The sequence below is a fragment of the Limnohabitans sp. genome, assembly GCF_044361645.1.
Taxonomy (GTDB): domain Bacteria; phylum Pseudomonadota; class Gammaproteobacteria; order Burkholderiales; family Burkholderiaceae_C; genus Limnohabitans_A.
Genome location: NZ_JBIKIL010000022.1, coordinates 1 through 13244, shown reverse-complemented (window position 1 = coordinate 13244; position 13244 = coordinate 1). Strand labels below are relative to the sequence as shown.

14 protein-coding genes and 1 pseudogene are annotated in these 13244 nt (G+C 61.6%); 10 read left to right on the top strand and 5 right to left on the bottom strand.

Annotated features, from left to right (window positions below; genetic code table 11):
* Positions 1-13: 13 nt before the first annotated feature.
* The 4 genes from ACIQ39_RS05295 to bktB all read left to right on the top strand — a co-directional run bounded on the left by ACIQ39_RS05295 (position 14) and on the right by bktB (position 4315).
* A complete protein-coding gene (locus ACIQ39_RS05295; protein WP_396433562.1) occupies positions 14-793 on the top strand; it encodes a c-type cytochrome in 780 nt (259 codons plus the stop codon).
* Positions 793-2151, top strand: a complete 1359-nt coding sequence (locus ACIQ39_RS05290; RefSeq protein ID WP_396433584.1) for a c-type cytochrome — start codon at positions 793-795, stop codon at positions 2149-2151. The genes ACIQ39_RS05295 and ACIQ39_RS05290 overlap by 1 nt, the downstream gene beginning before the upstream one ends.
* A gap of 22 nt (positions 2152-2173) precedes the next feature.
* On the top strand, positions 2174-2929 hold the full coding sequence (locus ACIQ39_RS05285; protein WP_396433561.1) for an SDR family NAD(P)-dependent oxidoreductase: 756 nt from the start codon (positions 2174-2176) through the stop codon (positions 2927-2929).
* Between the two features lie 201 nt (positions 2930-3130).
* Positions 3131-4315, top strand: a complete 1185-nt coding sequence (gene bktB / locus ACIQ39_RS05280) for a beta-ketothiolase BktB (RefSeq protein WP_396433560.1) — start codon at positions 3131-3133, stop codon at positions 4313-4315.
* A 159-nt stretch (positions 4316-4474) separates the two neighbouring features.
* Here bktB and ACIQ39_RS05275 read toward each other — a convergent pair whose 3' ends face one another.
* Genes ACIQ39_RS05275 through ACIQ39_RS05260 form a run of 4 tightly spaced genes read right to left on the bottom strand, consistent with a single transcriptional unit; the run spans position 4475 to position 7075 of the window.
* Positions 4475-4858: a RidA family protein gene (locus ACIQ39_RS05275; RefSeq protein ID WP_396433559.1), complete on the bottom strand. Its 384-nt coding sequence runs from the start codon at positions 4856-4858 to the stop codon at positions 4475-4477.
* Positions 4855-5484 (bottom strand): glycerol-3-phosphate 1-O-acyltransferase PlsY, encoded by a 630-nt coding sequence (gene plsY / locus ACIQ39_RS05270; protein ID WP_396433558.1) that lies wholly within the window; start codon positions 5482-5484, stop codon positions 4855-4857. The genes ACIQ39_RS05275 and plsY overlap by 4 nt, the downstream gene beginning before the upstream one ends.
* Positions 5485-5512: 28 nt before the next feature.
* On the bottom strand, positions 5513-6004 hold the full coding sequence (locus ACIQ39_RS05265; RefSeq protein ID WP_396433557.1) for an aminoacyl-tRNA deacylase: 492 nt from the start codon (positions 6002-6004) through the stop codon (positions 5513-5515).
* Between the two features lie 9 nt (positions 6005-6013).
* Positions 6014-7075, bottom strand: a complete 1062-nt coding sequence (locus ACIQ39_RS05260) for an aldo/keto reductase (protein WP_396433556.1) — start codon at positions 7073-7075, stop codon at positions 6014-6016.
* A 141-nt stretch (positions 7076-7216) separates the two neighbouring features.
* Between ACIQ39_RS05260 and ACIQ39_RS05255 the strand changes: the two genes are divergently transcribed.
* The 4 genes from ACIQ39_RS05255 to ACIQ39_RS05240 all read left to right on the top strand — a co-directional run bounded on the left by ACIQ39_RS05255 (position 7217) and on the right by ACIQ39_RS05240 (position 9988).
* A complete protein-coding gene (locus tag ACIQ39_RS05255; RefSeq protein ID WP_396433555.1) occupies positions 7217-8251 on the top strand; it encodes a UPF0149 family protein in 1035 nt (344 codons plus the stop codon).
* 288 nt (positions 8252-8539) lie between these two features.
* Entirely contained in the window at positions 8540-8740 is a 201-nt protein-coding gene (locus ACIQ39_RS05250) for a hypothetical protein (RefSeq protein ID WP_396433554.1), read from the top strand.
* A gap of 139 nt (positions 8741-8879) precedes the next feature.
* Complete coding sequence (locus ACIQ39_RS05245; RefSeq protein ID WP_396433553.1) at positions 8880-9275, top strand: antitoxin Xre/MbcA/ParS toxin-binding domain-containing protein; 396 nt, start codon at positions 8880-8882, stop codon at positions 9273-9275.
* Positions 9275-9988: an RES family NAD+ phosphorylase gene (locus tag ACIQ39_RS05240; RefSeq protein ID WP_396433583.1), complete on the top strand. Its 714-nt coding sequence runs from the start codon at positions 9275-9277 to the stop codon at positions 9986-9988. The genes ACIQ39_RS05245 and ACIQ39_RS05240 overlap by 1 nt, the downstream gene beginning before the upstream one ends.
* 121 nt (positions 9989-10109) lie before the next feature.
* Here ACIQ39_RS05240 and ACIQ39_RS05235 read toward each other — a convergent pair whose 3' ends face one another.
* Complete coding sequence (locus ACIQ39_RS05235) at positions 10110-11888, bottom strand: acyl-CoA synthetase (RefSeq protein ID WP_396433552.1); 1779 nt, start codon at positions 11886-11888, stop codon at positions 10110-10112.
* 25 nt (positions 11889-11913) lie between these two features.
* On the opposite strand from ACIQ39_RS05235, the gene ACIQ39_RS05230 reads away from it, so the two are divergent.
* Positions 11914-12849, top strand: coding sequence for an alpha/beta fold hydrolase (locus tag ACIQ39_RS05230; RefSeq protein ID WP_396433551.1), 936 nt, complete (start codon positions 11914-11916; stop codon positions 12847-12849).
* 148 nt (positions 12850-12997) lie between these two features.
* A pseudogene (gene prfB, locus ACIQ39_RS05225) lies at positions 12998-13244 on the top strand (peptide chain release factor 2); the annotation flags it as partial.

The following is a 13244-nucleotide window of genomic DNA, read 5'->3' as shown; positions in this document are numbered from 1 at the left end:
CTGTACAAGCCGCTTGTGCAAACCCCTGCTGCGGGCTGCGGCGGCCCTTTTTGCAGCCCTTTTTGCAGCATTTTTTGTGTTGCCGCTCAGCGCCCAAACCCCCGCGCCTGCCCGCTTTGCCGACGACATGGCCGAGCGCACCCGCGCCTGCACCGCTTGCCATGGCGCGCTAGGCCGTGCCGGGCCAGACGGTTATTACCCCCGTTTGGCGGGCAAACCGGCCGGTTATTTGCACAACCAACTGCGCAATTTCGCCCAGGGCCGCCGCCATTACGAGCTGATGGCCCGCATGGTTGACCCCTTGACCGACGCCTACTTGGGCGAGATGGCGCAGTACTTTGCCGACCTGCAACTGCCCTACCCCGCGCCCACGGCGAACAACACCATCAGCCCCGAACGCTTGGCCAAAGGCCAGCAACTGGTCACACAAGGCGACGCCACGCGTGGCCTGCCCGCCTGCACCCAATGCCACGGCGTGCGCCTGACCGGTGTGCAGCCCCATGTGCCGGGCCTGCTGGGCTTGCCGCTGGACTACCTGAACGCCCAACTGGGCGCTTGGCAAACCGGCCAGCGCCGTGCCCACGCGCCCGACTGCATGGCCGAGATCGTGCGCCGCATGCCGGCGCAAGACCTGATCGCGGTGTCCAGTTGGTTGGCCCGCCAGCCGCTGCCCGCCGACACCACACCCGCACAGCACCCCCCAGCCGGGCCGGCTTTGCCGCAGGCTTTGCGCTGCGGCAGCGCGCCCGAACTGTCCCTCTCGCGCACAGCACCCGCAGGTGGCAGACCATGATGAATACCGTCACGAAGAACGCCGCCATGAAAAAACTGCTGGCCATGCACCCCGGCCGTCGACTGGCATGGGTCTCGCTGTTGAGCCTGATCGTGCTGGCCATCGCTGTGGTGCTGGACAACTGGGGCGATCTGCTGCTCACCGCCCCAGACAGGCCTGTTGCAACGGCAAAAAGCACCGAAGCCACCATTGAACAAGGCCGCTACTTGGCGCTGGCGGGCAACTGCATGGCCTGCCACACCAGCCGAGGCGGCACGCCGTTTGCAGGCGGGCGGCGCATCGACACGCCGTTTGGCGGGGTGTACAGCAGCAACCTCACACCCGACCCCGACACCGGCTTGGGGGCCTGGAGCGCGCACGACTTTTGGCAGGCCATGCACTTGGGCCGCGCCAAAGGGGGGCGTTTGCTGAGCCCGGCTTTTCCGTACAACCACACCAGCGTGGTCAGCCGCGAAGACAGCGACGCGGTGTTCGCCTGGCTGAGCACCCTGCCCCCGGTGGCGCAGGCCCAGCCCGCCCACAGCTTGGTTTGGCCCTTGGGCACGCAAGCGGCTTTGGCCGTGTGGCGCAGCCTGTACTTTCAGCCCAGCCCTTTTCAGCCCGACCCGGGCCAAAACCCAGACTGGAACCGGGGCGCGTATTTGGTGCAGGGCCTGGGCCACTGCGCCGCCTGCCACAGCCCGCGCAACGCACTGGGTGCCAGCGGGCCCGTCAGCGATTTGTCGGGTGGCCTCATGCCCGTGGTCAACTGGTACGCCCCCGACCTGACGCAGGACCTTGAGACCGGCCTGGCCAGCACGCCCCTGCCCGAAATCGTGCGCCTGCTGCGCACCGGCGCGTCAAGCACCGCACAAACCAACGGCCCCATGGGCGAAGTGGTGCAGCACAGCCTGCAACACCTCACCGAGGCCGACCTGCACGCCATGGCGCTGTATTTGCAGTCCCAAGCACAAGCTGTGGCCCCCACAAAGGCCGCTGCGGCCAAGCCCGCCCAGGTCACGCTGCAAGTGGCCCAGCTAGGTGCCAAGGTCTACGAGCGCCAATGCCTGCAATGCCACGGTGAGCAAGGCGAAGGCGTCAAAACCGCCGCTGGCGAAGTGGCCTACCCGGCCTTGGCAGGCAACCGCGCCGTGTTGCTCAAGGACCCCGCCAACCTGGTGCAGCTGGTGCTGTACGGCGGCTACGGCCCCGCCACACAAGGCCACCCCAGGCCCTTTGGCATGCCGCCTGCGGTGCTGGAGTTGGGCGACCGCGACACAGCTGCGGTGCTCACCCACCTGCGCACCCAATGGGGCAACCAAGCGGCCGAGGTCACCCCCTTGCAGGTCAACCGCATTCGGGCGGCCAGCACGCGCTGAAATCGCCGCTAACATGCGGATCATGAAAAACCACCTCTACATCCTCACCGGCGCCTCACGCGGCATGGGCCTGGCCATGGCCCAGCAACTGCTGCAGCCGGGCCACCACCTGCTGTGCATCTCGCGCCACAACAACCCCGCCTTGCAAGCCGCCGCGCAACAAGCCCAGGTGCCGCTGACCCAGTGGACACAAGATTTGGCCGACGGCGAACAGGCCAGTACGCGCCTGCGCACCTGGTTGCAAGCCCAAAACCCGGCGGATTTCGCCAGCGCCAGCTTGCTCAACAACGCCGGTGTGATCCCGCCCATCGTGCCGTTGCGCCAGGCCCGCCCGGCCGATTTGGCGCAGGCCCTGCGCGTGGGCCTGGAAGCGCCCATGGCCTTGTGCGCGGCTTTTTTAGAGGCCACACAGGCTTGGGCCCTGCCGCGCAAAGTGCTCAACATTTCATCGGGCCTGGGCCGTTACCCCATGGCCTCGCAAGCGGCCTATTGCGCGGCCAAAGCGGGCATGGACCATTTCACCCGCTGCTTGGCACTGGAAGAAGCCCTGCACAGCCACGGGGCCCAAGTCTGCTCGCTGGCGCCGGGCGTGATCGACACCGACATGCAGGTGCAAATGCGCGCTGCGGCCAGCGAAGGCTTTCCCAACCAAGGCAAGTTTTTGCAGCTCAAGGCCCAAGGCCAACTCAGCTCGCCTGAGCAGGCCGCAGCGCAGGTGCTGCGCTTTTTGGCCCGGCCCGATTTTGGCCAAACGCCTGTGGCCGACGTGCGGGGCTGAGGTTCTTCGGGGGCTGAAGCTGGCCCCGCACCGGTCTGCACACGGTTTCTGCACGCGCTTTTTACACGCGCTTTTTGCGCCTGTTTTTCTACGTCCGTTTTGTCAGGCCCTTGTAGCCATCCTCCCGGACACTGTGTGGCTTGCCCCATCTTGTATTTGTTTCAACCGTTTTGTTCCCTTTTTTTGATTGGAGACTTTCTCATGAACCGTGAAGTTGTTGTGGTCAGCGGTGTGCGCACCGCCATTGGCACCTATGGTGGCAGTTTGAAAGACATCGCCCCCACCGAGCTGGCCGCCCAAGTGGTGCGCGAAGCCTTGGCGCGCGCGGGCACCGACGGCCAAGATGTGGGCCATGTGGTGTTCGGCCATGTGGTCAACACCGAACCCAAAGACATGTATTTGTCGCGCGTGGCGGCCATCCAAGGCGGCTGCGCCGAAGGCACCCCAGCCTTCAACGTCAACCGCCTGTGCGGCTCTGGCCTGCAGGCCATCGTCAGCGCCAGCCAGTCCATCTTGCTGGGCGACTGCGACATCGCCATTGGCGGCGGCGCTGAAAACATGAGCCGTGGCCCTTATGCCAGTTTGAGCGCCCGCTGGGGTGCCCGCATGGGCGACACCAAGATGGTGGACATGGTGGTGGGCGCACTGCACGACCCCTTCCACAGCATCCACATGGGCGTCACCGCCGAAAACGTGGCCGCCCAATACGGCATCACCCGCGAAATGCAAGACGCGCTGGCGGTGGAAAGCCACAACCGGGCCGAACGCGCCACGGCGGCGGGTTACTTCAAAGACCAGATCATGCCGGTCATGCTGAAAAGCAAAAAAGGCGAGGTGGCCTATGCCACCGACGAGCACTTTCGCCCCGGCTGCAAGCTCGAAGACATGGCCAAACTCAAGCCCGTGTTCGTGAAAGAAAACGGCACCGTGACCGCAGGCAACGCCTCGGGCATCAACGACGCGGCCGCCGCCGTGGTGTTGATGGAAGCCGGCGTTGCCAAGGCCCGGGGTGCCAAGCCCCTGGCCCGTTTGGTGGGTTACGCCCACACCGGTCTGGACCCCAAAATCATGGGCGTGGGCCCGATCTCGGCCACACACGCAGTTCTGAAGAAAACCGGCCTCACGGTGAACGACCTCGACGTGATCGAGGCCAACGAAGCCTTTGCCGCCCAGGCCTGCGCCGTGACCCGCGAACTGGGCCTGGACCCGGCCAAGGTCAACCCCAACGGCTCGGGCATTTCGCTGGGCCACCCCATCGGTGCCACCGGCGCACTGATCACCGTGAAAGCCTTGTACGAATTGCAACGTGTGCAGGGCCGCTACGCACTGGTCACCATGTGCATCGGCGGCGGTCAGGGCATTGCGGCGATTTTTGAGCGCATGTGAGGCACTTGTGCTCACGTGAAGTGCTCACGTGAAGTGCTCACGGGAAGTGCTCAGCCGCTGAAGGTGGCTGGGTCAAAAAAAAGGGCACCACAGGGTGCCCTTTTTTTGCCTCCGCTGCGCGGCCTTCCCCTTGCCTGCCGACAGTTCAGGCCAAGCGCCTCAAGACTTCACCGTTGGCTTGACCAGCACATGCACCGCCGCCGTCACCACCACCTCGATCCGGTAAGCCGGATCGGCCAAGGCCGCTTGCACCGTGGCGCGCGGGGGCGCGCTGCCCGCCACCACCCACGCGTCCCAGACCGCGTTCATGGCGCTGATGTCTTGGATGTCTTTCAGGTAAATTTGGGTGCGCAAAATGCGCGTCTTGTCGCTGCCCGCCTCGGCCAAGCGCCGCTCAATTTGCTGCAGCACATCCGCCGTTTGGCTGGCGATGTCGCGGGCTTGGCATTCGGGCACCATGCCCGCCAGATACACCACGCCGTTGAAAATGGCCGCTTCGCTGTAGCGCGCCGCCACATGCAGCCTTTGAATGTCTGTGTTCATGTTTTTTTCTGCCCCAGTTTGGATTCGGTGCCCGCCAACAAGCGCTCGATGTTCTCGCGGTGACGCCACACCAGCAGCATGGCCATGACGGCCAGGCTCAACACCTCGGTGGCCGTGGCTTGCCAAACCACGCCGTGGCCAAACAGGTAAAACGCAGGCGCAAAAACCGCCGCCACCATCGACGCCAGCGAGACGAAACGGCTGAAATACACCACGATGCCAAATGTCAACAAGGTGGCCAGCGCCAGCACACCGTTCACCCCCACCAGCATGCCCACCGCCGTGGCCACACCTTTGCCGCCGATAAAACCGAAAAACACCGGGTAAAGGTGCCCCAAAAATGCGGCCAGGCCTGCCAGCGCAGCCAGGCCCGGACCCAGGCCGTGTTCAGGCCCCAAGCTCAGCACCAGCGCCACGGGCACCCAGCCCTTCACAGCATCCAACAACAAAGTCAAAATGGCCGCTTTTTTGCTGCCCGAGCGCAGCACATTGGTGGCCCCGGGGTTTTTGCTGCCATAACTGCGTGGGTCGTTCAGGCCCATCAGGCGGCTCACGATCACTGCAAAACTGAGCGAGCCCAGCAAATAACTGGCCACCAACACGGCCACGGCCATCCACACATCCATCAAAAGCTCCCCGATTTGAATCTGGGCGTCATTCTGCCAGCGCGCAGTTCACAGGCTTGGCGTCCAGCAGTTGCACACAAACCTGCGGGTCGATGCCGACCAAGTAACCGCGCCTGCCGCCGTTGATGCAGATGCGCGGCAAGGCCAAAATGCTGGCCTCGATGAACACCGGCATGGCGCGGCGCGTGGCAAAGGGCGAGGTGCCGCCCACCAGGTAGCCGCTGTGCCGGTTGGCCACCTCGGGCGCGCAGGGCTCAATCGATTTAAGGCCCAGCTGACGCGCCAAACTTTTGGTCGACACCTTGTGGTTGCCGTGCATCAACACCACCATTGGTTTGTCGTCTTGGTCTTGCATGATCAGTGTCTTGACCACGGCAAACGGGTCCATGCCCAGCACCAGCGCGCTGTGCTGGGCACCGCCGTGCTCTAAATAGTCATAGGGATGCTCGGTGAAAACCACCCCGTGTTGGCGCAAAAACGCCGTGGCGGGGGTTTCGCTGACTCTGTCTTTTTTAGCCATCGCCCAGAATCACAAAGCCGGGTCGCGGATCTCCCAGCGGATCGCGTCGATGGCTTTGAGCACTTCAGGGCTGAGCTGCGTGTCCCAGGCGGCCAGGTCTTCGTTCAGCTGCGCCAACGAGGTCACGCCAATGATGGTGCTGGTCACACTCCAGCGGTGGTAACAAAACGCCAGCGCCATTTGCGTGGGTGTCATGCCGTGGTCACGTGCCAACTGGTTGTAGCGGCGAGCGGCGGCCAGGGCCTCGGGACGGCCCCAGCGCTGCTTGCGCATCGAGTCATAGCGGGCAATGCGGCCGCCATCGGGCACCAGGGGGCCTGTCAGGTCGGTGTTGTCGTACTTGCCCGTGAGCAGTCCAAAGCCCAGTGGCGAATACGCCAGCATCGACACATTCAAGCGGTAGCAAGTTTCGTCCAGCCCGTTGTCGTAAGTGCGGCTGGCCAGCGCATAGGGGTTTTGCACCGTGGCCACACGCGGCAGGCCGTGTTGCTCGGCCAAGCGCACAAACTCGTGCACGCCATAAGGCGACTCGTTGGACAAACCGATGTAACGCACCTTGCCCGCCTTGACCAGCTTGGACAGGGCTTCGAGTTGTTCGTGGATCGACGTGACCGACTTGTCTTTGGTCGGGTCGAAATAGGTGATGCCAAACACCGGCACATGGCGCTCGGGCCAGTGGATCTGGTACAGATCGATCACATCGGTTTGCAGGCGGCGCAGGCTGTGGTCGCAGGCGGTCAAGATGTCCTGCCCGGTCATGCCCGTGCCTTCGCGAATCCAGGGCATGCCGCGAGACGGGCCCGCCACCTTGGTGGCCAGCACCAGTTTTTCGCGCGCGCCGGGGTTCTTGGCAAACCAGTGGCCAATGAAGGTTTCGGTGGCACCGCAGGTGTCGGCCGAAGCAGGCACGGCGTACATCTCGGCCGTGTCGATGAAGTTGATACCCGCCGCCAGAGATCGGTCAAGGATGGCGTGCGAATCGGCTTCGTTGACCTGCTGGCCAAAGGTCATGGTGCCCAGGCAAATGGGGGTGACGTGTAAATCGGACTGGCCGAGCTGAACGAGTTTCATGGTGTGGGCTGACGACAATCGGGTTGGAGGAAACGCGCTTATTTTGTCATGCCGAGACAACACCCATCTTCCCATCTACTCTTTTTGAAAATACTCATCCGCCCCATGCAGAGAAATGATGCGCATTAAAAAACGCATACCATGCTGCACATGACCGACGACATCGAGATCATCCACTCCCCACTGGCGCAGACCTACAGCGCTGGCGGCCACAGCGTGGACATTCAAATCTACCGCACGCCAGACACCCATTGGTTGCTTGACGTGGTGGACGAGCATGGCACCTCCACCGTGTGGGATGAGCTGTTCGAAACGGACAAGCTGGCGCTTGAAGAAGCCATCAAGGCCATTGAGACCGAAGGCATTGGCAGCTTCATCAGCAAGGCCCACAACGAGGCTCAAGCCGCAGAACCGGCCTTGTTGAAAGCACTGGCACAGGAAAAGATTCAAGCCACAGCCCAACAAGTGCAGGACACGATGGGCCCACTGTCCGATGAGGAGCTTGAAGAACTCGATCAGTTTTTGCTTTATGGCGTGGACAACGACGAAGCCATGACGCTGGACATCTTGGACGGTTATTTGCACGCCATCGCGATTGGGCCGCAAACCATCCTGCCCCGTCAGTGGCTGCCTCAAGTCTGGGGCGAAGACGGCGCCATGATGCCGCCCATGGACAGCATGGCACAGCTCAACCACATCATGGGCTTGGTCATGCGGCACCACAACAGCATCATTCACGGCTTTGAGCACAAGCCAGCTTTTGTGGCACCCTACTGGAACACTTACGAATATGCCATCGGCGAGTTTGAGGATGCGGAAAGCTGGGCCCACGGTTTTACCGCAGGTGTGGCACTCAACCGTGCCGCTTGGAAGCCCTTGTTCGACAGTCCGCTAGGCCAGCAGTGGTACAGACCCATTGGCTTGCTGGGTGAAGAAAGCTTTTCTGCCGATCAGGACGAACTGACCCAAACCCCCGCGCAGCGGGAACAGCTGGCCCAGCAGATTGAAGACAGCTTGGTCAACATCCATGCCTTTTGGTTGCCTCTGCGCGAGGCGATCCACGAGCGGCAAACGTCCCAACGCTTGCGCACCAAGGTAGGCCGCAACGAGTCCTGCCCCTGCGGCAGTGGCAAGAAGTTCAAGAAGTGCTGCGGGTCAGCGTCTGAGCTGCACTGAAACCATTTTTCAGATTCGACTTCCATGAGACTCAGACCCTTTGTCGTCACCTTCATTTTGCTGTGGGTGCTGTCAGCAGGCTAGACCTTATGGCAAGGCGACTTTGCCAAAGCGGCCAACTTTGGCGGCAGTTTTGGGGCCATCAACGCACTGTTTTCAGGCATGGCACTTGCCATGGCCATCAACTCGATGATTCTTCAGCAAAGACAAAACGCAGAGTTTGAGCAAAAGACGCTTGCGGCCATGACGCAACAAGACTAGACCATCCAACTCATCAAGACCAGTCTGGTGCAACAGGCCAACGTGGCACGGGTGACGGCGCTGACCTATTTGATCGAGCGCGAGGAACAGCGAATTGAAACACTCAAGGAGTGGGGTGTGCAGTCGTACAACGATGAGAACCACTATGCCAAAGGCATCAAAGCGGCCAAGACTCGGATAGACGACTACCAGGCCCAAATCAAAGACCTTGGTACAGCACCGTGTTGATGGCCGAAAATCGCCCCAACAATCCGGCAATGCTTTAGAATTCAATTTCAAGCCGTACCATTGAAACATATTTTGTTTCAATAGCATCAGCGCGCTATACTTTGTTTCATCCGATCCAATGTCAAACAGGAGCGCAAAAATGACAGCCGTACTTGAGCATCAGCCCCCCGTATCGCAAGACCGTGGCGCGTTGGCCAAAATGGTGATGAGCTTGCTGGATCACTGGAAGTTGTCCACCGAAGATCAAGCGGCGCTCTTGGGTCTTGCCACAAGCAACCGAGCTGCATTGACCCGCTATCGCAAGGGCGAGCCGATTGGAACCAGCCGCGATCAGTTTGAGCGTGTCGGCCATCTGCTGGGCATCCACAAAAATCTGCGTCTGCTGTTCCCACAAAACCGTGACTTGGCGTACCGCTGGATGTCCACACGCAACAAAGCATTTGGCAACCTGACCCCTGTCGACATCGTGAAGGAATGGGGTTTTGCTGGTTTGTTGATGGTGCGCGCCTACCTGGATCGGGCGCGTGGCGTTTGATGCAGCAGCTGTTCTCGCACCTCACACTGACGGATGTTCACTGCCATGTCATTCGCAATATTGTTTCTCTCAGATCGCCCCAAGACCTGTTTGATGATTTGACCAGCAGTCCCGAAGAATGGGCACTTGCGCAACAAGTTGAAGATGAAGTGAAACCACCGCCGTACCAGTCTCTCAACCCTGTCATTCACCGGGCGTTTGAGGATGCCGAATGGTTCAATGCGATTGGCTGGCCCTTCAAGCACTGGCAAGCCAGTCGATTTTCTGATGGGTCATTTGGGGTCTGGTATGGCTGTGACACGGTGAAAACCTCGGTGCATGAAACCGCCTTCCACTGGTTCAGCGGATTTTTGACCGATGCAGGGTTTGAAAAAGAGAAGGTCGTGGGTGAACGCAAGCTGTATGAGGTGGCCTGCGATGCGGCGCTGGTGGACTTGCGGCCATTGGCCACCCCACATTCAGGTCTGATGCACAAGACCGACTACAGCGCTGCCCAATCGGTAGGCGCAAGACTGCACCGCGAAGGACATCCGGGACTGGTGACGGCATCTGTGCGCCATGCGGCAGGGCAGAACTATGTCGTCTTGAACCCCGATGTTTTGTCCAACCCAAGGCACCACGGCCAATTGACCTATCGGCTTGAAGGCCAGCGCATCGTTGTTGAGAAACAGCCCGGCGTTACTTGGCTGAAAATCAACACCGCTGCGTTTTGAACAGTGTTGCTGATGCAAGGGCCTGCCCACTGATGCGGCTGGCCTCTTCAAAATATCAAACGCATGTGAACCGGCTGCGCAGCGACAAAGCCGCCCTGACTGATCCACGGCGAGAGGGTGCTCAGCCTTGAGCCCTCGCCTCTTCTTGCAAGCGCAAAATGCGCCGCTGCACTTTGCCGGTGGTGGTCATGGGCAGTTGGTCGATGAACTCGATCTCTTTGGGGTACTCGTAGGGCGCGAGCAGGCCTTTGACGTGTTGCTGCAGCGCGCTTTGCAGCGCCGCTTCAAACGCCGCCGGGTCGACTGCTTGGCTGCGCTGGTTTTGGTAGTCGGGTGACAGCACCACATAGGCTTTGACCACGGCGCCACGCTCCTGGTCGGGCTTGGGCACCACCGCCGCATTGGCCACGGCGGGGTGTTTCACCAAACAGTTTTCAATCTCGCCCGGGCCGATGCGGTAACCGGCGGCTTTGAACATGTCGTCGGTGCGGCCTTGGTACCAGAGGTAGCCGTCGGCGTCGCAGAAGGCCATGTCGCCGGTGCGGCACCAATCGCCCGTGTATTTGGCTTTCGTGGCTTGGTCGTTGTTCCAGTAACCCAAAAAGAACACCGGGTCGGGGTGGCCGTGCACATCGAAACGGTTCACTGCCACCTCGCCCGGTGTGCCGGGTGGGCAGCGTTGCCCCGCCTCGTCGATGATCGCCACTTGGTGCCCCGGATAGCCCTTGCCCATGCTGCCGGGTTTGGCAGGCCACAGGCGGGTGCAGTTGCCCACCACATAGTTGATCTCGGTTTGGCCAAACATCTCGTTCACCGTGACGCCCAGCTGCGCTTGGCAATAAGCAAAAACAGCGTCACCCACCGCTTCGCCTGCGCTCATCAGGGCTTGCAATTGCAGGCGGTAACGGGCTTTCACGTCGGGCACGGCCTTCATCATGGCTTTGAGGGCCGTGGGGAACAAGAAGCTGTGGGTCACGCCGTGGCTTTGCAAAATCTCAAAAGCCACTTCGGGCGAAAAGCGCCCATTGAAGGCCACGATGGGTCGCCCAAAGTACAGGCTGGGCAACAAAGCGTCCATCAGCCCGCCCGTCCAGGCCCAATCGGCAGGCGACCAAAACACGGCTTTGGACGGCCGCCGGGCATGCGCCGGGTCAAAGCCAAACCAGTTTTGGCTGCACACAAAACCCGTCAGGTTGCCCAGCAACGCCCGGTGCGGGATGAGTGCGCCCTTGGGGTTGCCGGTGGTGCCGCTGGTGTAGATCAACACCGCCGGGTCATCTGCCCAGGTGTTCACGGGTTTGAATGCGTCGGGCTGGGCGGCCATGGCCTGGGCACAGTCCACATCAGCCAAGGCACCCGCCTGCCCCACGCCCATCAGGGTTTGCAAACCAGGGCAGTCGGGCCGGGCCTGTTGCAAGGCCTGCACAGTGGATTCGTCGCACACCGCCACACGGGCTTGGCTGTCGTTGATGCGAAACGCCAGCGCCTCGGGGCCGAACAGCATGGACAGCGGCATGGCCACCGCGCCCATTTGCAGCACCGCCATGTAGGCCACGGCGGTTTCAAAGCGCTGGGGCAAAACAATCGCCACCCGGTCGCCTCGCTGTACGCCCTGCCCTTTCAGGACCCGGCTCAGGCGATTGGCCGCCGTTTGCAACTGGCCGAATGTCCAGCTTTGCCCCAAGCCCTGGCCTGCCAAATGTTCACGAATGGCGATGCGCTTGGCCGTTGAGGGTGACGCTGCCCAACGCCCACAACACACTTGCGCCATGTTGAAGCGCTTGGGCACTTGCCAGCCAAAGCCTCGGTGGATGGCCGCATAGCGGTCGCTTGGATCCGTGTGGGGGTCATCGTCTGTGGGGGCGGGGCAGGTGCGGTCCTGGCTGCGACTGTTGCTCATCGTGTGTCTCCTTATGATCCAAAGTATGTACCAAGTTTTACGCGAATCACACAGCCAATGGGTGCCGCTGCGCGGCTGCCGCTACCACGTGCGCCATTGGGGCGCGCCGCTGTCCGAGCTGGCCCACGGGGCCACACCGCTGGTGCTGGCGCATGGCTGGATGGACGTGGCCGCCTCGTGGCAATTCATGGTCGACGCCCTCAGCGAGGCCTTTGCCCAACAGCGCCCCATCATCGCCATGGACTGGCGCGGTTACGGCCTGACCGAGTCGCCGCCCACCGACAGTTACTGGCTGCCCGATTACCTGGGCGACCTGGATGCCTTGCTCGACCAGCTTTGCCCCGGGCAAAGCATTGACCTGGTGGGCCACAGCATGGGGGGCAATTTGGTCATGATGTACACCGCCGCTCGGCCCGAGCGGGTGCGTAAATTGGTCAATTTGGAGGGCTTTGGTCTGGCCGCCACACGCCCCGCTCAAGCCCCCGGCCGCATGACGCAGTGGCTTGACGCGCTGAAAGACCACCGCGCAGGCCAGCACGATTTGAAACCCTACCCCAACGCCGCCGGGGTGGCCGCCCGGCTCATGAAAACCAACCGCCGCCTGCCCCAGGACAAGGCCGATTGGCTGGCCCAGCACTGGGCCCAAGAAGGCAAGGATGGGCAGTGGCGCATCTTGGGCGACTCGGCCCACAAGGTGACCAACCCCTACATTTTTCGGGTCGAAGAAACCTTGGAGATGTACCAACGCATCCGCCCCGCCCTGTTGGCGGTGCAGGCTTCAGACGACTCGTTGAGTCAATGGTGGAAAGGCAGTTACACCCTGACCGAGTACCACGAGCGCCTGAACTCGGTGCCCCGCGTGCAGCGCGAGGTGGTGCAAGACGCCGGCCACATGCTGCACCACGACCAACCCTTGGCGCTGGCCCGGTTGATCGAGGGGTTTTTGAGCGAAGCATCCTGACACCGGCAGGCGCCCCCAACGCCACTGCGAACAAGCAAGACGGCCAAAAGCCGCCAGCGCCTGAACAATGCATGAAGACAATGCATGCAGACAGGGCGTTCCTACAAGTCATGAGAAAATGCCCGGTTTACCGAACCGGAGTTTCCCCATGGACGCAGAACACATCAACCAAATCGGCACCACCTTGTCAGACCTGAGCGCTCGGACCCAAGAGTTACGGGGGTATCTTTGACTACGATGCCAAATCTGAACGGCTGAGAACCGTCAACGCATCGCTCGAAGACCCCTCGGTCTGGAACGACCCCAAAAAAGCCCAAGAGCTGGGCAAAGAGAAAAAAGCCCTGGACGGCGTGGTGGTCACCATCACCAACCTGACCAGCGAGCTGGCCGACAAC